This window comes from Lentzea sp. NBC_00516 (genome assembly GCF_036346835.1).
GTDB classification, from domain to species: Bacteria; Actinomycetota; Actinomycetes; order Mycobacteriales; family Pseudonocardiaceae; genus Lentzea; species Lentzea sokolovensis.
Map to the genome: position 1 here is coordinate 890,821 of NZ_CP107840.1, position 18,252 is coordinate 909,072.

The window sequence follows — 18,252 nt, forward strand, 5'->3', positions numbered from 1 at the left end:
TTTCACCCCTTGACGGCGCCCTGCATGACACCGGCGACGATCTGCCGCCCGAGTACGAGGAACACGATGAGCACCGGAACCGTCGCGAGCGTGGTTCCGGCGAGAACGAGCGAGTAGTCGACGTAGTAACCGCTCTGCAGCTTCTCCAGTGCGACCTGGAGCGTCGGGTTGTCGGCGTTGAGCACGACCAGCGGCCACAGGAAGTCGTTCCAGGACTGCATGAACGTGAACACGCCGAGCATGGCGGCGGCCGGCCGGGCTGCGGGCAGTGCGACGTGCCAGAACGCGCGCCACAGACTGCAGCCGTCCATCCGGGCCGCCTCGACGAGCTCGTCCGGAATGGCGTCGAGCAGGTACTGCCGCATCCAGAACACGCCGAACGCGGTGACGAGGTTCGGCACGATCACGGCTTCCAGCTCGCCGGCCCAGCCGAACTCGGCCATCGCCATGTACAGCGGGATGATCCCGAGCTGGGTCGGCACTGCCAACGTTGCCACGACGAACAGGAAGAGCACTCCTCGGCCGCGGAAGCGCAGCTTGGCGAAGGCGAACCCGGCCAGCGTCGACAGCAGCACCACCGAGAACGTCACGGTGCCGGACACGAGGAAGCTGTTGCCCAGGGCCTTCCAGAACGGGATCGTGTCGAACACGCGCAGCGAGTTCGACCAGAAGTTGCCGCCGGGGATCAGCGTGAAGTCGCCCGTCAGCACCGAGTTGTCGCGGCTCGCGACCAGGAAGGACCAGTAGAACGGGAAAGCGGAACCGAGCACGAACGCGCCGAGGATTCCGTAGATCGCGAAGGACGGTCGTCTCATCATCGCACGGCCCTCCTGGTGAGGAAGAAGTTGAGGGCGGCGACGGCGATCACGATCATGAACAGCACCCATGCGATCGCGGAGGCGTAGCCGAGGTCGAGGCCCTGGAACGCCGACTGGTACAGGTAGAGCACGACGGTCTGGTACTGGTGCTCCGTGCCGCCGCCGCTGCCGCCGGACGGCTCGAACAGCTTCGGCTCGGTGAAGATCTGCAGGCCGCCGATGGTCGTGGTGATGATCACGAAGATCAGCGTCGGCTTCAGCATCGGGAGCGTGATGCTGAAGAACTGCCGCAGCGCGCTCGCGCCGTCCACCAGTGCGGCCTCGTAGACGTCACGGGGGATCGCCTGCATCGCGGCGAGGACGATCAACGCGTTGTAGCCGGTCCACCGCCAGTTGACCATCGACGCGATGGCGACGTGACTGCCGAACGTGCTGGCCTGCCAGTCGATCGGGTCGACGCCGACGAGCCCGAGCACGTCGTTCACCAGGCCGTACTGCGGGCCGAACAGGTTGCCGAAGATGATCGTCAACGCCACGAGACTCGCCACGTAGGGAAGCAGCACGCCCATCCGCCACCCGGTGCGGGCCCGCAGGTTCGCGTTCAGCAGTGCCGCGATCAGCACCGCGACGACGATCTGCGGCGCGCTCGAGAGCAGGAAGATGCTGAAGGTGTTGAAGAGCGCGTTCCAGAACTGGTCGTCCTCGAACAGCGTCCGGTAGTTCTCCAGGCCGATGAACAGCGGCTCGTCGGCGCCGACCTCCCAGTCGAACAGGGAGACGTAGGCCGTGTAGAGCAACGGGAACAGCCCGATGGCCCCGAAGAGCACGAAGAACGGTGCGACGAAGAGGTACGGCGACACCTTGGTGTCCAGATGGGACAGCCGGTACCGCCGCGGAGGCCGCGGGCGAGCCTCCTGCTCTCGCCCGCGGTCCACCTTGGAGAGAGTGGCCGTCACTACTTGGCCGCCTTCTTCGCGCCTTCGACGGCGGTCGTCCAGGCTTCGTCGGCGTTCTTGCCCTGCTCGACCGACTGCAGTGCCGGGCTGAACACCGTCTCCTGGATCTGGCCGTCGGCCGGACCCTTGTACTGCGCTGCCTTGATCTTCTTGGCCTGCGTGGCGAACAGCTCGCCGGCCTTGACGTTGCCGAAGTAGGCGTTGGTCTGCTCCAGCAGCTCAGGCGCCTCGAGGGCCTTGGTCTGGCTGGGGAAGGTGCCCTTGGCCTTGAACGCCTTGATCTGCTGCTCCGGCGCGGTCAGCCAGGCGGCGAGCTCGGCGGCCTTCTTGGCGTTCTTGCTCTGCTTCGGCACGCTCAGGTACGAGCCACCCCAGTTGCCGCCACCGTTCGGGAACGCGTCGGTGACCGCCCACTTGTCCTTGTTCTCGGGGCCCGCCTGCGTCTCGACCACGCCGAGCATCCACGACGGGCAGGTCTTGGTGGCGAACTTGCCGAGCTTGAAGCCGGTGTTCCACTCGTTGCTGAACGCGCCGAGCCGAGCCGACTGTCCCTTCGCGACGGCCCCGGTCACCGCGGTCCAGTTGGACTTGATGCCGGCGTTGGTGTCGACGACCAGCGTGTCGGACTTGTCGTAGTAGCCGGTCTCGAGCTGGTTGTGCATGGCGTTGTAGACCTGCGCGGCGCTGTCGAACCACGCGACGCCCGGAACCTTGGCGACGAACTGGTCACCGGCGGCGAAGTAGCTGTCCCACGTGGCGAACAGGGCCTTGACGCCCTCGGGGTCGGACGGCAGACCGGCCTGCTGGAACAGGTCCTTGCGGTAGCACATGGCCAGCGGACCGATGTCGGTGCCGTAGCCGATGAGCTTGCCGTCCTTGGTGGTGATCGCCTGGGTCTTCCAGTCCAGCCAGCGCCCGTCCTCGATCTTCGGGCCGATCTCCTTGAGATCGTTGAACTGGGAGGACTTCGACATCACCTGGCTGAGGTAGCCCTCCTCGACGCCCTCGATGTCGGCGAGCCCGGAGCCGGCGCCCAGCTTGGTGAACAGGTTCTGGTGGTGCGGCTGGCCCTGTCCGGTCTTGCGCTGGGTGATCTTGATGTCCGAGTGAGCCGCCTCGTACTCCTTGAACAGCTCTTCGTAGCCGAACTCGTTGAACGTGGCGATCGTGAGTTCGGTCTTTCCGTCTGCGGACTGGCTGGCCCCGCCTGATCCGCACGCTGTGGTGGCGGCGGCGGTCACGGCGGCACAGATCAGCACGCTGATCCAACGGTGTCGCACGGGAGAACTCCTCTGGTCTCGGCGGCGGTTCTGGGAGCGCTCCCAGATGCAGGGGAGTGTCGTACTGGCTTCGAACGTGTGTCAAGACACGCTTCGGCCCACACCAGGCGTTTTCGATGTCACTCGACCGGGTGACCTCGTCATTCATGACTCAGGTCACGGTTGGGAAACCTGGGAGCGTTCCCGGAAATGTGTCCTAAGGGTTAACACTCCGTGCTGATCCCGGCACGGAAAGCGTCAGAGCCCGTGGTGAAGTCCGGTCCGCGACAGCCGGGTCCGAGGCGGCATCCGGAGGCACCGGAGTGCGGGCCGTCCGGCCGCATCACCAGCAACCACCGCAAGTGCGGCTCTCGGCGAACCGGACTTGGACGGCTCCTAAGCGCTCGCGCGGCGCACCAGAGAAGTCGGCAGCAACAGCGACGGCGGAAGGCCGTCCTCGCCGGCCAATTCGCCCAGCAGCCGCCACGTCATCGTGCGGCCGAGTTGCTCGACGTCCTGCCGGACGGTGGTGAGCGGGGGAGTGGCCGTGGAGGCGAGCAACGAGTCGTCGAACCCGACGACCGCCACGTCCTCTGGAACGCGCTTGCCGCGTGCGTGCAGCACCTGCAGCACGCCCAGGGCGATGATGTCGGCGGCGACGAACACCGCGTCGACGTCGGGTGCGCGGTCGAGCAGGTCGCTCATCGCGCGAGCGCCGCTCTCCGGCGTGAAGTCGGCCTCCGCGACGAGGTCCGCGGGCAGCCTCGCCTCACCGAGCCCGCGCCGCCAGCCGCTGAGCCGGTCGAGGCCCGCCGCCATGTCGCGCGGGCCCGCGACGGTCGCGATCCTGGTGCGTCCCAGTGAGACCAGGTGCCGTGCCGCGTCCAGGCCTCCGGTGAAGTTGTCCGAGTCGACGAACGGGATCGAGCCGGAGCCCAGGGGGCGCCCGCCCGCGACGACCGGCAGGCCGATCTCCTGCAGCCGGCGCGGCAGCGGGTCGTCGCCGTGCAGGCTCACCAGCAACGCGCCGTCGACGTGGCCGCTCGCCAGGTAGCCGACGAGGTCGTCGTGGTCCTCCGGCTGGCTGAGCATGAGCAGCAGTTGGATCTGCCGCCCGGTCAGTTCGGCGTGGACGCCGCGCAGCACCCCGGCGAAGAACGGGTCGCCGAGGACCCGGCCGCTCTGCTCGGAGACGATCAGCGCGATGGCGTTCGCCTTGCTGCCCGCGAGGGAGCGGGCAGCCTGGTTCGGGCTGTACTTCAGGTGGGTGATCGCCGTGTGCACGGCGTCACGGGCCTTGGCGCTCACGTACGGCTCGTCGTTGATCACCCTGGAGACCGTGGACTTGGACACCCCGGCCAGTCGGGCGACCTCCTCGATCCGGGGGCCGGGCCGTCGTTGCCGGTCGATCTCCGTCATGAGTCCATCGTAGAGGCCCGTGAGAGCGCGTTCACGGCACGACGCTGTGCCGGGAACGCGGCTGGGGTCGGGGCGGGACGCCTGCCGCTCAGAACGTCCCGCCCCGAAGTCGTCAGGGCTCGGCACCCCACGCGAGGGCGCCACCGGTGTGGGCGGTCACCCTGTCGAAGTCGGTGAGAGCACTGCTGATCCGGTAGCTGTGGTCGTCGGACTGGACGAAAGTGGACCAATCGGACTTCGCGATCCTCACCTGGATTTCGCCCGTGCTCGCGCCCGCGGCGAGGCTGCCGGAGGCGAAGGACACCTCCAGGTACGCGTCGGCTCCCGCACGTGCGGTCGTGAGCCTGACCACCCGCACCTGGACGCCGGCGCACCCGATCTGCGCCCAGTCGCACCAGGTCTGGTACGTCGCCGCCGGCGCCTCACCGGTGAACCAGTACCTGATCGTCGTGGTGGCCAGGCTGACCGGTGAGGTGCCCCGGTTCGTCAGCTGAAGCGTGGCGCCGATCTGGTTCGACGTGGCCGAGCCGGACCCCTTGTGCTGCACCGAGAGCGTGCTTGCGGCGCCGGGGAGTGTGCGCGTGGCGACCGAGGTGCTGGCTGCGGAGGTGTTGCCCGCCGCGTCTCTTGCGCGCACGGAGAACGAGTACGGCGTGTCCGGCGTGAGGCCGGTGACCTGCAGGCTGGTCGTGGTCGCTGTGCCGACGACCGTGGTTCCGTTGAGCACGTCGTATCCGGCGACTCCGACGTTGTCCGTCGACGCCGTCCAGCTCAGCGTGACGCCGGTGGCGGTGGCGCCGGAGGCGGTCAATCCACTCGGGACCGACGGTGCCTCGCTGTCCTCGACCACGCCGCCGGGTTCGTTGCCCCACACCGTCCTGCCGTCCTGGCGCAGCACGATCCTGTCGGTCTGGGCGACGGTGTTGCCGCTGCCCAGGCCGGTGTGGGACCAGTCGTTGGCCGGGTCCCACGTGCCGGTGCTGGCGATGCGGAACTGGACCTCCTTGCGGAACGCGGACTGCCCGGCCGGAGCCACGCCGGGGCACGGGATCTCCACGTAGTACACCGCGCCGCGGTACTGCGCCGGCGCACTCGGTGTGCCGCACTGGTTGTAGTTCGTGGTGACGGTGATCTGGCTCGGCGTCGTGGCGCCGTCGAGCGTGAAGTAGTAGCGCAGCGTGCCGTTGAACGTCCGCGCGGGCCACGCGCTCTTGTTGAGCACGAACGCCTTGATCTCGGTGAACTGCGCGGCGCTCTGGTTCACCGACGCCTGGACGGTCAGTTCGGGGCCGTCCGGCGTCTCGGCCACCGGGAAGTTCGTGAGCGGGGTGCCGCCGAACTCGCCGTACAGGCGGGCGAGCGCGCCGGTGAAGCCGGCGTTGTAGTCGAGCGCGACCTCGTTCATCACGTAGTCGCTGCGGCTGTCGGTGTAGGCGTCGTTGTTGGTGCTGGGACCGCCGACCAGCGCGCCGTAGAGCACGTGCCGGCTGGTGGTCGGTTCCTGGATGCTGTCGGCCCACGAACCGTGCGCGGTGCGGTGGTGCGGGTTGCGCGGCGGGTTGGTGCCGAAGCCGACGACGTAGCTGGAGTTGCGCGGGTTGTCGCCGAGGGCGTAGTTGACCTGCCGCACACCGAAGTCGTGGTAGGTCCTCGCTCTGGCGCTGTCTCGAGTGGACAGCCAGTCGGAGTAGGTCAGGGCGGCGAACGCGGTGTTGGCGGCGTAGCGCAGCGATCCCCAGCTGTCGAGCACCGCCTGACCGCCGGGGGAGTAGCGGACCCGGTTGCCGTTGTAGCCGGTGGTCCAGAAGTCCAGCCAGCGGTTGGCGTCGGTGATGTACGCCTGCTCGCCCGTGAGCTTGGCCATCAGGACGTAGGCGCCGTAGGACTTGTCGTCCCACGCGATGGTCCACTTGTAGGAGCGTTCGGAGCTCTGCGGTTCGGTGCCGAGCTTCTGGTACTCCGTCTTCGCCTTGGTGAGGTAGCTCGCGTCACCGGTGGCGCGGTGCAGCCAGATCGCACCCCAGACGAGCTCGTCCTGGTAACCGCTCCAGGAGTTGTAGTAGTTCGCGGCGTCCGTGATGCACGAGCTGTACTTGCCGCGATAGGTGTCCGCGAAGCTGTAGAGCTGCTTGGCGTGCGTGAGCAGAGTCGCCGCGTAGGTGGGGTCGGTGTCCTTGAAGACCATCGACGCCGACGCCATCGCCGCCGCGTACTCGCCCGCGAGGTCGGAGCCGGGGCACGAACTGTCCACTTTGTACGACGGACGGGCCATCGGCATGACCTCCGCCGATCCCCACCAGGCGTGGTCGGGGTTGCCCGCGCCGACCTGACCGTAGACGACGTTCGGGGACGGGTGCGCCTTGATGATCCAGTCCGTGCCGTGCCTCAGGTTCGCCAGGAGGTGCGGGAGCTGGCCGGAACCGGCGTAGGCGGCCCGGTTCTCAACGGCTCCCCAGGCGAGCATCGACACGCTGAACGCGAAGGGCAGCCCGAACTTGACGTGGTCACCGGCGTCGTAGAAGCCGCCGGAAAGGTCGAGTCCGACGTCGGAGCCGTCGCGCAGGGCCGAGTCCGCACGCCAGCTCACGCGGTTGCTCGCGGGCAGCGCCCCCGACCGCTGGGCGTCGTAGAACCAGACCGACTTCTGCAACGCCTCCGCGTAGTTGAACGCGGGTGCGGCGGCCGATGGTGGCGCCAGTGGGCCGGCCATCCCCGCGAGCAACGCGACGAGGACGGCTGCCACAGCTCTCGACATGCGACGGTGCACGTCAGCCTCCGATGACAGGGTGCGGACTGTGTCTGGGAGCGCTCCCAGGTTTCGGACTGTAACGGTCATGAAAGCGCTCCGACAGAGGGCTGGACTCATTCGACAGGCACATCGACCACAGTTCGACGGCTCACTTTTCGAGCGTGTTGATGCTGGTTACAGTCCGGCTCCGAACTGGGAACGCTCCCAGGCCGTGGAGGTGGGTGGCATGACCGGAAGGCGCATCGTCGCGCTGACGGCGGCGTTCGTGTCGGTGGCCGCGAGCATCGGCCTGGCGGTCGTGGCTCCCGCCGCCGCCGCGCCGGGCTGCAAGGTGGACTACGCGGTACCGAGTCAGTGGCAGGGCGGGTTCACCGCCAACGTGTCCGTGACCAACGTCGGCGACCGCGTCGACGGCTGGCGGCTGACCTGGACGTGGCCGTCCGGCCAGCAGGTGACGCAGGCCTGGAACGCGACCGTCACGTCGTCGGGCAGCCAGGTCACGGCCGCCGACGCGGGCTACAACAAGGTGATCGAGCCGAACGCCAAGGTCTCGTTCGGCTTCAACGGCAGCTGGTCGGGCACGAACACCGCGCCGGCGTCGTTCGCTCTCAACGGGGTCACCTGCACCGGAAGTCCCGGCACGCCCACGACGACGACCACCACCACGACCACCACCACGGGAAATCCCGTGCCGGGCAACGCGATGGCGCAGGTGGCGGCGATGCAACCGGGGTGGAACCTCGGCAACTCGCTCGACGCGACCGGGAGCGACGAGACGTCCTGGGGCAACCCGCGCGTCACGGAGGCTTTGCTGGACAACGTGAAGGCGCAGGGCTTAAAGAGCATTCGCATCCCCGTCACGTGGGGCCAGCACCAGGCGTCGGATCACACGATCGAGGCGGCCTACCTCAACCGCGTCAAAGAAGTCGTCGGATGGGCGCTGGCCGACGACCTCCAGGTGATGATCAACATCCACCACGACTCGTGGCAGTGGATCTCGGCCATGCCGTCCAACAGGACCGGGGTGCTCACCCGCTACAACGCGATCTGGACGCAGCTCGCGTCGGCTTTCAAGGACTCACCGGGAAAGCTCGTGTTCGAGAGCGTGAACGAGCCTCAGTTCACCGGCAGTTCGGGCGACGCTCAGAGCGCCCAGCTGCTGCACGAGCTGAACTCGTCGTTCCGCGACATCGTGCGCCGCTCAGGCGGTAACAACGCGAGCCGCCTCCTCGTGCTGCCCACCCTGCACACGTCGTCCGACCAGGCGCGCCTCGACGAGCTGGCGACGTCGATCAGCGGGTTCAACGACCCCAACCTGATCGCGACCTTCCACTACTACGGCTACTGGCCGTTCAGCGTGAACGTGGCCGGCGGCACGCGCTACGACGCGACCGCGCAGAAGGACCTGACCGACTCGTTCGACCGCGTCCACAACACCTTCGTGGCACGCGGCGTCCCGGTGATCCTCGGCGAGTACGGGCTGCTCGGGTTCGACCGGCACACCGGCACGATCGAGCAGGGCGAGAAGCTGAAGTTCTTCGAGCACCTCGGCTACTACGCGCGCACCAAGAAGATCACCACGATGCTGTGGGACAACGGCCAGCACCTCGGCCGCACTTCATTCCAGTGGAGCGATCCCGAGCTGATCGCGCAGATCAAGTCGAGCTGGGCCACCCGTTCCGGCACGGCGTCGAGCGACCAGGTGTTCAGCGCCCGGTCGAGCGCCGTCGCCGCCAAGACGATCACGTTGAACACCAACGGAACCACGTTCATCGGCCTGCGTCAGGGCACGACGGAACTGGTGCGCGGCACCGATTACACGATCGCGGGCGACCAGCTCACGCTGACGGCGGCGGCGATGACCCGGCTGAGCGGATCACGGAGCTACGGCACGAACGCCGTCCTCACAGCGAGTTTCTCGACGGGTGTGCCGTGGCGGATCAACCTCATCACCCACGACGTCCCGGTGCTGTCCGCCGCGACCGGCACCACCGCCGCGTTCTCGATCCCGACCACCTTCCGCGGCGACCTGCTCGCCACGATGGAGGCGAAGTACGCGGACGGGTCGAACGCCGGCCCGCACAACTGGACTTCCTTCAAGGAGTTCGACCGGGCGTTCGCACCGAACTACACCACCGGCGCGACGACGCTCACGCCGGAGTTCTTCGCCGAGGTCAACGACAACGCGCGGGTGACGCTGACGTTCCACTACTGGAGTGGCGCCACCGTCACCTACTACGTCACCAGGTCGGGCAGCGCGGTCACGGGGAGCCTGTGACCTTCAGCCCGCGGCGCAGCGCGGCGATCTCGTCGGCGAACATCCGGGCCGAGATCTCCGCGCTCGCCACCATCGACGAACCGTGGAACGTGCCGGGGTAGAGGTGCAGCTCGACCGGCACGCCCGCGTGTGCGAGGCGGCGCGCGTACTCGACACCCTCGTCGCGCAACGGGTCGAACTGGCACGTCGACACGAACGTCGGCGGCAGGCCCCGGAGATCTGCCGCCCTGGCGGGAGCGGCGTACGGCGAGACGTCGTCCCCGCCCGGTTCGGTGCCGAGGTAGGCCGTCCAGCTGTAGACCGCGTTGGGGCGGTTCCAGATCGGGGTGTCGACGTAGTCGGTCATGGACTCGGTGCCGAGCCGGTCGTCGAGCTCGGGGATGCCGAGGAACTGGAAGCACAGCTCGGGGCCACCACGATCGCGTGCCATCAGCACGGTGCCGGCGGTGAGACCGCCACCCGCGCTCTCACCGCCGATGCCCAGCCGTGCGGGGTCGATGCCCAGCTCGCCCGCCTTCTCGGCGGTCCACTTCAGCGCCGCGTAGCAGTCCTCGACCGGAGCGGGGAAGGGGTGCTCGGGCGCGAGCCGGTAGTCCACCGACACGATGACGATGCCCAGTTCGTCGGCCAGGCGCAGGACATGGGCGTGGAACGTGTCGAGGTCGCCGAGGACGAACCCGCCGCCGTGGACGTAGACGAGTCCTGGCACCAGGCCCTGGCGGTTCGCCGGGCTGTAGACGCGCACCGGCACGTCCGGGGCGTCGGACGGGCCGGGCACCGTGAGGTCCCGGATGTCGATCGGGTTCGCCGGTTCGTAGGCCGGCATGAGATCGCTCAGTTGTGACTGCTGGCCGCGCGCCGCCTGCAGTGCTTCGTAGTCGGGCAGGGCCACCAACGGCAGCATGTCGAGCCAAGGCAGCAGTTCGGGATCGACGTTGTAACTCATGCACTGATCCTCGGGGTGGGACGACGGTGTGGGCAGCCGACACGTGGCGGGAGATTCGGCCACCCGGCCAGCCACCTGTCGGGGCTATGGTGGCGTGATGCGAGGCCTGCTGCTGAGGTTGTCCGGGCTGGACGCCGACGCCGAGAGCGCGGTGAGGGTGATCGGGTTCTTCGATCGCCTGATCACCGAGCGCGCGGGCCTGGACGCGTTGGTGCGCAGCACGTCCGAACTCGCCGGGTGCCCGGCCGGGCTGAGCGCGCCCGGACAGGGACTGGCGCTGCGGGCCGACGCCGGTGGTGCCGTCACGGCGGGTCCGGTGCCCGCGGGGGCCGCCGTCCGCGCTCTCGAAGGCGGCGTGCAGGTGTGGGTGGCGCGCGAGGGCATGCCCGCACCGTTGGACGACATGTTGCTGGAACGGTTCGCGATCGCCGCCGCCGTGCTGCTGGAGCACTCCAGCGTGCCGCTGCCGGAGCTGGGCGATCCGGCGCTGGTGGAACTGGTGCTGTCCGAAAGCGTTGGCACAGCGGAACGATCCCGCGCCCTGCACCTGCTCGGCATCGCCGCCACGGCACCGCTGCGCGTGCTGGCGGCGACCGGCGAGGTACCAGGTCGGTCGGTGCTGCTGGGGAACGTGCGGGCGGTGCTGAGCACCGAGGTCCCCGACGTGGACGGGCGTCTCGGCGTCGGGCCGCTGCTGCCCGCGATCGAGGCGGCGCGGTCCTGGCAGGCCGCGCGGACGGCGTTGCGGTACACATCGGACAGTGAACCGGTGGTGTGGTGGGAAAGGCTCGGCGGACTGGCACTTCTCGCCGAACAGCTCGACTCCGCCGACATCGCGGCGCTGCCGGACGTGCGCGCGCTCGACCGGCTGGCCGCGGAGCCGGGCATGATCACGATGCTGGACGCGTTGTGCGCCACCGGTTCGGTGCGCAAGGCCGCGGCGGTGCTGCACCGGCACCACAGCACGATGACCGTCCGGCTCGCCCGCGCCGAATCGGTGCTCGGTTTCGAACTCGACTCGGCGGGCCGGTTCCGGCTCCATCTGGCGTTGATGTTGCGCCGCCTGCGGGACGACTAGGCCCTGTTTCACGGCGCGGATGTGCCACCCGCCGCGCGGCGGAACCTCGTCGCGAGGCGGTCGAACGCCGCCGCGAGCTCGACTCCGTCGATCACCTCGATGTCGAAGTCGAGCTGAGCCATCCACAGCGCGATCCGGTCCGGGGCGTCGAAACCCACCTCGACCCGGCACGTGGACTCGTCGACCGCCTCGACGCCGACCGGGATGTGGATCCTCGCGGCGACCTTGGCGGCGGGCGCGTGCACGAGTACCAGGGCGCGGTACCTCGAGGCCCCCTTGCTGACGCGTCCGAGGACGTACTCGACGGCATCGTCCTCCGGGATCACGCGCGGCCGGAACCGCGCACCCGTCGGTGCGTGCGGAACCATGCGGTCGACGCGGAAGACCCGCCAGTCGTCACGGGCGAGATCCCACGCGAGCAGGTACCAGAGCGTTCCCCAGCTCACCAGCCTTTGCGGTTCGGTGTGGCGCGCCTCTTCGTCGCCCCCGGGCTTCGTGTACCCGAACCGGAGTCGTTCGTGGCCGCGGATCGCGGCGGCGACCGCGCCGAGCACCGAGACGTCGAGCGGTGGGCCTGCCCCCGGAACAACGCTCATAGCTTCGCGTACCGACTCCACGCGCCGACGCAGCCGCGAGGGCAGCACCTGCTCCAGCTTCGCGAGCGCGGTCAGCGATGTCTCCTCGACTCCGAGCCGCTGGGTCGCGACCGCGCCCAGTCCGACCGCGACGGCGACGGCCTCGTCGTCGTCGAGCAGCAGCGGGGGCATCGCAGTCCCGGCCGCCAGCCGGTACCCGCCCGCGACGCCGGGGCGCGCCTGCACGGGATAGCCGAGCGACCGCAGCTTGCCGACGTCGGCGCGCACGGTCCTCGTACTCACGTCGAGCCGGCCGGCGAGTTCGGTGCTCGTCCAGTCGCGCTTGAGCTGGAGCAACGACAGCAGTTCGAGCAGGCGGGCCGAGGTCTCCAGCATGTTCTCGATCATTCCAGCAATTGCGGAAGCCAACCTGCCGCATTACCTGAAAACGTCGGCCTCATGAACCAGAGCAACGCACTCACGCCGTTCCGCGTCGACATCCCGCAGACGGACGTCGACGACCTGCGCGACCGGCTGGCACGCACCCGCTGGCCGATCCCCGTGCCGGGCAGGGACGATCGCAGCGACTTCAGTCGTGGCATCCCGTTGGCGTACCTGAAGGAACTCGCCGAGTACTGGCGCGACGGATTCGACTGGCGTGCGCAGGAGGCGAAGCTCAACGAGCACGACCAGTTCACGACTGTCGTCGACGGCCAGACGTTCCACGTCGTCCACGTTCGATCGGCGAACCCGGAGGCCACCCCGCTGGTCCTGAACCACGGCTGGCCCGGATCGTTCGTCGACTACCAGCGACTCGTCCCGCTGCTGACCGACGAGTTCCACGTGGTGATCCCGGCCCTGCCCGGTTTCGGGTTCTCCACCCCGCTGTCGGGGACCGGCTGGGAGCTGGCGCGGACGACGGAGGCCTACGCCGAGATCATGACGCGGCTGGGCTACGAGAGGTTCGGGGCCCACGGCACCGATGTCGGCTCGGGCACCACCGGCCGGCTGGCGGCGATCCACCCCGAGCGCGTCATCGGGACGCACATCGGCGTCGACCCCCGGCTGCTCGGGTTTCTCGGCGACAAGTTCCCCTTCCCCGACGGCCTGTCCGACGACGAGATCGCCCAGATCGAGGCGGTGCGCACCGAGGACGCGGCCGATCGCGGGTATCTGCTGATGCAGGACCACCGTCCCGACACGATCGGCGCGGCGCTCACCGACTCGCCGGTCGGGCAGCTCGCGTGGATCGCGGAGAAGTTCAGGACCAGGACCGGCGGCGGCTACCGGACGCCGGACGAGACGGTCGACCGCGACCAGCTCCTCACGAACGTCAGCCTGTACTGGTTCACCCGCAGTGGCGCGTCGAGCGCGCAGTTCTACTACGAGTCAGAGCACTCCGGACTCGACCTGGTCATGTCCGCCGGTGTGCCGTCGGGATGGGCCGTGTTCGACACCCACCCGCTCGTGCGCCGCGCGATGGACCCGTGGAAGGCGATCGGCCACTGGAGCGAGTTCGCCGAGGGCGGTCACTTCCCCGCGATGGAGGAGCCGAAGCTGCTCGCGGACGACATCCGCACCTTCTTCAGCGGCCTCTCCTAGCCGCTGACGGGCGCCCGCCACAGACCCACCAGGGCGTCCACCAGGCCCGTCGCGGTGTCGTGCCAGCTGGCGCGCGGGGTCGGGGTGTTGTCGGCCAGGGCGCGCTCGCGTTCGGCGATCATGTGCACCAGCAGCTGGCGGGCCATGTCGTGGCGTTCGGCGCGCACGTCGTCCGGCAGGTCGGCCAGGCACGCGTTCAGGCCGGCCAGGATGCGCACCTGCGACGGTGACGAGCGCGTCTCCTCGATGATGATCGGCCGCAGCGTCGGGTCGGTCATGACCTGCGCGCCGAACCGGGCGAACCAGGTGGGGCTGCCGACCGCGTCCAGGTGCTCGGTGACCGGGCGGACGAGGCAGCTGAGCCAGTCGCGGATGCCGGGGGAGTCGCCGAGCTCGGAGACCATGCGCTGCCGGATCTCCTCGACCTGCGCCAGGTGCTTGCGGGCGATGGCACGGACGAGGTCGGCCTTGGTGCCGAAGTGGTAGCCGACGGCCGTGTTGTTGCCCTGACCCGCCGCCTCGCTGACCTGGCGGTTCGACACGGCCAGCACGCCGTGCTCGGCGAACAGGCGCTCCGCGGCGGTCAGGATCAGCTCACGGGTGGCGTGCGCCCGTTCGGCTCTCGTCGGGTTGTCGACCTTGCTCATCACGTCACCATCTTCCACCGGGAGCTGCTCCGGACATCGCGGACATCCTTCGCGCGGGCCGTGCAAGATGCCCGCCCTCTCCAGATTAAGTCAAGTGACTGACTTAGACTCGGTGGCGTGCTCCTCGAAGAAACGCCTCCGGTGACCCGTCCGAACGTCGTCGTGGCAGTCCTCGCGCTGGGCGGCATCACGGTCGCGCTGATGCAGACCCTGGTCATCCCGCTTCTGCCGAGGTTCCCGGCACTGCTGAACTCCTCGCCGGCCGACACCACCTGGGTGATCACGGCGACGCTGCTGGCCGGCGCGGTCGCGACCCCCGTCGTCGGCCGGCTCGGCGACATGTACGGCAAGCGCCGCATGCTCCTCGTCAGCCTGATCCTGCTGGTCGCCGGCTCGGTGATCGCCGCGCTGAGCTACTCGTTGGTGCCGCTCGTCATCGGACGCGTGGTGCAGGGGCTGGCGGTCGGTGTCATCCCGCTCGGCATCAGCATCATGCGGGACGAACTGCCGGTGGAACGGCTGGCAGGGGCGACCGCGCTGATGAGCGCCTCGCTCGGCGTCGGCGGTGCGCTCGGCCTGCCCGCGGCGGCGATCCTGGTCGAGCAGACCGACTGGCACATGCTGTTCTGGACGTCGGCGGGCGTGGGCACCCTGGTGCTGGCCGCGGTGCTGGTCTGCGTGCCCGAGTCCCCTGTCCGCAGCGGAGGGCGGTTCGACGTCCTCGGCGCGGCAGGCCTGTCGGTCGCGCTGGTCTGCCTGCTGCTCGGGGTGTCGAAGGCGTCCCAGTGGAGCGGTGGCACGGTCACGAGCCTGTTCGTCGTGACGGCGGTCGTGCTCGGGCTGTGGGGCTGGTGGGAGCTGCGGTCACCGCGGCCGCTGGTCGACCTGCGCACCACGGCCCGGCGTCAGGTGCTGCTGACCAACATCGCATCGGCGGTGTTCGCGTTCGCCATGTTCGCGCAGTCCCTGGTGCTGCCGCAGGTGCTGCAGCTGCCGGTCTCCACTGGGCACGGACTCGGGCAGTCGCTGCTGGTCACGGGCCTGGTGCTGGTGCCGTCCGGTCTGGTCATGATGGCGACGTCACCGATCGCCGCGCGGATCTCGAACGCGCGCGGCCCGCGCACCACGCTGATCTTCGGCACGCTCGTGGTCGCTATCGGTTACGGCGCGGGGATCTTCATGCTGACCGCGGTGTGGCAACTCGTCATCATCTCGGCCGTGATCGGCGCCGGCATCGGTCTCGGCTACGGCGCGATGCCCGCGCTGATCATGGGTGCCGTGCCAACGTCGGAGACCGCCGCGGCCAACAGCCTCAACGCGTTGATGCGCGCGATCGGCACGTCGGTGTCGAGCGCGGTGGCGGGCGTTGTGCTCACGCAGGTCGGCGTGCCGTTCAGCTTCCAGCTCATCATGGGCCTGGGTGCCGCGACCGCGCTGCTGGCAGTCGTGGTCGCGGCGTTCATCCCCTCGGCACGTCCGGTGAGGCAGGTCAGCTGAAGAAGCGGACGATCTCGCCCGTGACGAAGTCCGGCTGCTCCTCGGCGAGCCAGTGGCCGGACCCGTCGACGCGCACGACCTCGAACTGGTTCGCGACGTTCGGCAGCGTCCCGAGGAACTGGTCGTAGGACGAGATCGAGGCCAGGCCCAGCACCGGCGGCACGAGCTTGGCGTAGGTCTTGCCGTCCGCGATGTCCTGGTGGAACGCCTGGTACCAGCCGTTGCTGGCGCGGATGGCGTCAGCCGAGTTGTAGTTCTGCGCGTAGATCCGCCGCGAGCGTTCGTCGATGGCGGACGGCGTGAACGCGGTGTTCGCGAAGAGCCAGTCGATCAGGTACCGGAACCGCCCGGCCAGCAGCTGCTCTGGCAGCCCCATGACCTGGTTGAACGCGAACCACCACACGCTGAATCCGCCCGGTCGAGGCAGCAGCGGGATCTGGTAGAAGCTCTCGTCGGGGTGCAGCACGTCCATGAACGCGACCTTCTTCGTCGCGTTCGGGAAGTTGGCCGCGAACGAGAACGCGACCATGCTGCCCAGGTCGTGCCCGAGGACGTTGACCTTGTCGTACCCGAGCTTCTTGACGAGCTCGTGCAGGTCCGTCGCCATCGTCTTCTTGTCGTACCCGCCGGCCGGCTTGTCCGATCCGCCCTGCCCGCGCATGTCGACCGCGATGACCCGGAACTTCGTGGCGAGCGCGGGCAGGATCTTGTTGTACAGCCACCAGGTCTGCGGCCATCCCGGCAGCAGCACGAGCGGCTCGCCCTTGCCGCCCGTGACGTAGTGCAGGCGCACCCCGTTGACCTGCGCGTAGTTGTGCTTGAAACCGGGGAGGTCCGGCTCGGTGACCTTCCGCTCGGCGTCAGCACCGGCGGTCCCGGCGCCCGCGGCGAGCGCGGCACCCGCACCCAGCGCGAACACTCTGCGCCTGTTCAGTTCCATGTCCCCTGCCCCCATCCGTTGCTCGGCGCGGACATCCGAACAAGCGGCGCTCGAGCACGACTGGAGATCAGGGAACGAGGTGGTAGGCGACCGTCGGCCAGATGCCGCCCTTGATCTCCCGGTCCTCGTCGCGGGCGGGATCGCGGACGAACCCGGCGCGCTCGGCGGCCTTGCGAGAGCCGATGTTGTCCCGGTGCGTCCACAACCTCAGTTCGCCGACGGTGCGACGGGCGAGGATCCACGCGACGAACTCGGTGAGCGCCTTGGTCGCCAGTCCCCGGCCGCGTGCGGGAGCGGCCACGAGGTACGACACGTGGCCGATGCCGTCCTCGAAGTCGACGGCCACGTTGCCGCAGCGTTCACCCGCGTCCTCGATGCAGAACGACGCGGTGGTGGGGTTCGTGGACAACGACCTGATCGCGTCGGCGACCTGTGCCTCGGTGATCGTGGGCGGGTCGGTCGTGTAGCGCTGGACCTCCGGGTCCCTGGTGGCCTCCGCGTACCAGGCCGCGTCCTCGACGGTCCACTCGCGCAGCCTCATCCGAGTTCGGCGGAGTCGGTGAGCCGCAGCTTGCGGCGCGCCCGCTGGTAGAACGTCGTCAACCCGAGCCGCACCACCCGCGCGGCACCGGCGCGACCGCGCAACGACACCCGCTGGCCGGGTTCGACGTAGCCCGCGACCATGCCGTCCACCTCGACGGCCAGGCGACCGCTGGACGGCAGCAGGTCCAGGTCGACCTCGTCGTTGACCGACAGCACGATGCCCCGGCTGTAGGCGGAGTGCGGGGCGGCCGGGGTGACGAGCAGGGCCTCGACGGACGGGCTGGTGATCGGGCCGCCCGCGGAGAAGCTGTAGGCGGTGGAACCGGTCGGGGTGGCGACGATGACGGCGTCGGCGGCGTAGCTGACGAACGGCTGACCGGCCACGCGGACGGCGACGCGGGCGCTGCCCTCGCCGGGGATGCGGACGACGGCGATGTCGTTGAACGCGGTGACCTTCTGGTCGTTGAAGTGCGCGTCGACGGCGAGGCGGGGTTCGACGGTGAACTCGTGGGCGTCGATGGCACTCAGTGCGGCGGGCAGGTCAGGGACGTCGACCTCGGCCAGGAAGCCGAGTTTGCCCAGGTTGACGCCGAGGACCGGGGCTCGTTCACCGTCGGCCATGCGCATGGCGCGCAGCATGGTGCCGTCGCCGCCGAGGCTCACGAGCAGGTCGGCGCGGCGGCCCAGTTCCTCCGCGGTGACCGGGGTGGCCTCGCAACGCAGGCGCTGGATCTCGTCGGAGATGCCGAGGATCTCGACACCGCGGAGGGTCGCCCAGCCGAGGACCGCCTCGACGGCGGCGGCGGAGTCTCGTTGCGGGTGCAGCACCAGGCCGGCGGCGTGCACGTCAGTTCGTCCTCTGTCGGGTCACGACGCCAGTCTGCCGAATTCCGGGCGGACGTGCGTCCCTCGTCCGAACGGCTGATCCGCACGCCTGCGAACCGG

15 protein-coding genes are annotated in these 18,252 nt (G+C 69.1%); 4 read left to right on the forward strand and 11 right to left on the reverse strand.

What is annotated here, in order from left to right:
• Nucleotides 1–2 precede the first annotated feature (2 nt).
• The 5 genes from OG205_RS03930 to OG205_RS03950 all read right to left on the reverse strand — a co-directional run bounded on the left by OG205_RS03930 (nt 3) and on the right by OG205_RS03950 (nt 7,207).
• Nucleotides 3–818: a carbohydrate ABC transporter permease gene (locus OG205_RS03930; protein WP_330274857.1), complete on the reverse strand. Its 816-nt coding sequence runs from the start codon at nt 816–818 to the stop codon at nt 3–5.
• Nucleotides 815–1,753: a carbohydrate ABC transporter permease gene (locus OG205_RS03935; RefSeq protein WP_330274858.1), complete on the reverse strand. Its 939-nt coding sequence runs from the start codon at nt 1,751–1,753 to the stop codon at nt 815–817. The genes OG205_RS03930 and OG205_RS03935 overlap by 4 nt, the downstream gene beginning before the upstream one ends.
• 20 nt (nt 1,754–1,773) lie before the next feature.
• Nucleotides 1,774–3,054 carry an ABC transporter substrate-binding protein gene (locus OG205_RS03940; protein WP_330274859.1) on the reverse strand — a complete coding sequence of 427 codons (1,281 nt, stop codon included), beginning with the start codon at nt 3,052–3,054 and terminating at the stop codon, nt 1,774–1,776.
• A 375-nt stretch (nt 3,055–3,429) separates the two neighbouring features.
• A complete protein-coding gene (locus OG205_RS03945) occupies nt 3,430–4,452 on the reverse strand; it encodes a LacI family DNA-binding transcriptional regulator (protein WP_330274860.1) in 1,023 nt (340 codons plus the stop codon).
• A gap of 112 nt (nt 4,453–4,564) precedes the next feature.
• A complete protein-coding gene (locus tag OG205_RS03950) occupies nt 4,565–7,207 on the reverse strand; it encodes a glycoside hydrolase family 9 protein (RefSeq protein ID WP_330274861.1) in 2,643 nt (880 codons plus the stop codon).
• 220 nt (nt 7,208–7,427) lie between these two features.
• Here OG205_RS03950 and OG205_RS03955 point away from each other — a divergent pair, with 220 nt between their 5' ends.
• Nucleotides 7,428–9,479, forward strand: coding sequence for a cellulase family glycosylhydrolase (locus tag OG205_RS03955; protein ID WP_330274862.1), 2,052 nt, complete (start codon nt 7,428–7,430; stop codon nt 9,477–9,479).
• Here the strand turns inward: OG205_RS03955 and OG205_RS03960 are convergent.
• Nucleotides 9,463–10,425, reverse strand: a complete 963-nt coding sequence (locus OG205_RS03960) for an alpha/beta hydrolase (RefSeq protein WP_330274863.1) — start codon at nt 10,423–10,425, stop codon at nt 9,463–9,465. The two genes, OG205_RS03955 and OG205_RS03960, sit on opposite strands and share 17 nt — an antisense overlap.
• A gap of 97 nt (nt 10,426–10,522) precedes the next feature.
• Between OG205_RS03960 and OG205_RS03965 the strand changes: the two genes are divergently transcribed.
• The gene (locus OG205_RS03965; RefSeq protein ID WP_330274864.1) at nt 10,523–11,503 is read left to right on the forward strand and encodes a helix-turn-helix domain-containing protein; all 981 of its coding nucleotides are present in this window, start codon (nt 10,523–10,525) and stop codon (nt 11,501–11,503) included.
• Between the two features lie 8 nt (nt 11,504–11,511).
• On the opposite strand, the gene OG205_RS03970 is transcribed toward OG205_RS03965, so the two are convergent.
• Nucleotides 11,512–12,474, reverse strand: coding sequence for a helix-turn-helix transcriptional regulator (locus tag OG205_RS03970; RefSeq protein ID WP_442916803.1), 963 nt, complete (start codon nt 12,472–12,474; stop codon nt 11,512–11,514).
• A 63-nt stretch (nt 12,475–12,537) separates the two neighbouring features.
• Here OG205_RS03970 and OG205_RS03975 point away from each other — a divergent pair, with 63 nt between their 5' ends.
• Nucleotides 12,538–13,680: an epoxide hydrolase family protein gene (locus tag OG205_RS03975; protein ID WP_330274866.1), complete on the forward strand. Its 1,143-nt coding sequence runs from the start codon at nt 12,538–12,540 to the stop codon at nt 13,678–13,680.
• On the opposite strand, the gene OG205_RS03980 is transcribed toward OG205_RS03975, so the two are convergent.
• Nucleotides 13,677–14,327: a TetR/AcrR family transcriptional regulator gene (locus tag OG205_RS03980; protein WP_330274867.1), complete on the reverse strand. Its 651-nt coding sequence runs from the start codon at nt 14,325–14,327 to the stop codon at nt 13,677–13,679. The genes OG205_RS03975 and OG205_RS03980 overlap by 4 nt on opposite strands.
• A gap of 201 nt (nt 14,328–14,528) precedes the next feature.
• Here OG205_RS03980 and OG205_RS03985 point away from each other — a divergent pair, with 201 nt between their 5' ends.
• Nucleotides 14,529–15,824 carry an MFS transporter gene (locus OG205_RS03985; protein ID WP_442916804.1) on the forward strand — a complete coding sequence of 432 codons (1,296 nt, stop codon included), beginning with the start codon at nt 14,529–14,531 and terminating at the stop codon, nt 15,822–15,824.
• Here the strand turns inward: OG205_RS03985 and OG205_RS03990 are convergent.
• From OG205_RS03990 to OG205_RS04000, 3 genes are all read right to left on the reverse strand, one after another.
• Entirely contained in the window at nt 15,817–16,764 is a 948-nt protein-coding gene (locus OG205_RS03990; RefSeq protein ID WP_330274869.1) for an alpha/beta fold hydrolase, read from the reverse strand. The genes OG205_RS03985 and OG205_RS03990 overlap by 8 nt on opposite strands.
• Before the next feature lie 67 nt (nt 16,765–16,831).
• Nucleotides 16,832–17,305: a GNAT family N-acetyltransferase gene (locus OG205_RS03995; RefSeq protein ID WP_330274870.1), complete on the reverse strand. Its 474-nt coding sequence runs from the start codon at nt 17,303–17,305 to the stop codon at nt 16,832–16,834.
• Nucleotides 17,302–18,153 carry an NAD(+)/NADH kinase gene (locus OG205_RS04000; protein ID WP_330274871.1) on the reverse strand — a complete coding sequence of 284 codons (852 nt, stop codon included), beginning with the start codon at nt 18,151–18,153 and terminating at the stop codon, nt 17,302–17,304. The genes OG205_RS03995 and OG205_RS04000 overlap by 4 nt, the downstream gene beginning before the upstream one ends.
• Between the last annotated feature and the right edge of the window lie 99 nt (nt 18,154–18,252).

Bases quoted from the DNA above. Each gene is read 5' to 3' on its own strand.
- OG205_RS03930 (WP_330274857.1), bottom strand. From the start codon at position 818: ATGATGAGACGACCGTCCTTCGCGATCTACGGAATCCTCGGCGCGTTC.
- OG205_RS03945 (WP_330274860.1), bottom strand. From the start codon at position 4,452: ATGACGGAGATCGACCGGCAACGACGGCCCGGCCCCCGGATCGAGGAG.
- OG205_RS03950 (WP_330274861.1), bottom strand. From the start codon at position 7,207: ATGTCGAGAGCTGTGGCAGCCGTCCTCGTCGCGTTGCTCGCGGGGATG.
- OG205_RS03955 (WP_330274862.1), top strand. From the start codon at position 7,428: ATGACCGGAAGGCGCATCGTCGCGCTGACGGCGGCGTTCGTGTCGGTG.
- OG205_RS03960 (WP_330274863.1), bottom strand. From the start codon at position 10,425: ATGAGTTACAACGTCGATCCCGAACTGCTGCCTTGGCTCGACATGCTG.
- OG205_RS03965 (WP_330274864.1), top strand. From the start codon at position 10,523: ATGCGAGGCCTGCTGCTGAGGTTGTCCGGGCTGGACGCCGACGCCGAG.
- OG205_RS03970 (WP_442916803.1), bottom strand. From the start codon at position 12,474: ATGCTGGAGACCTCGGCCCGCCTGCTCGAACTGCTGTCGTTGCTCCAG.
- OG205_RS03975 (WP_330274866.1), top strand. From the start codon at position 12,538: ATGAACCAGAGCAACGCACTCACGCCGTTCCGCGTCGACATCCCGCAG.
- OG205_RS03980 (WP_330274867.1), bottom strand. From the start codon at position 14,327: ATGAGCAAGGTCGACAACCCGACGAGAGCCGAACGGGCGCACGCCACC.
- OG205_RS03985 (WP_442916804.1), top strand. From the start codon at position 14,529: ATGCAGACCCTGGTCATCCCGCTTCTGCCGAGGTTCCCGGCACTGCTG.
- OG205_RS03990 (WP_330274869.1), bottom strand. From the start codon at position 16,764: ATGGAACTGAACAGGCGCAGAGTGTTCGCGCTGGGTGCGGGTGCCGCG.
- OG205_RS03995 (WP_330274870.1), bottom strand. From the start codon at position 17,305: ATGAGGCTGCGCGAGTGGACCGTCGAGGACGCGGCCTGGTACGCGGAG.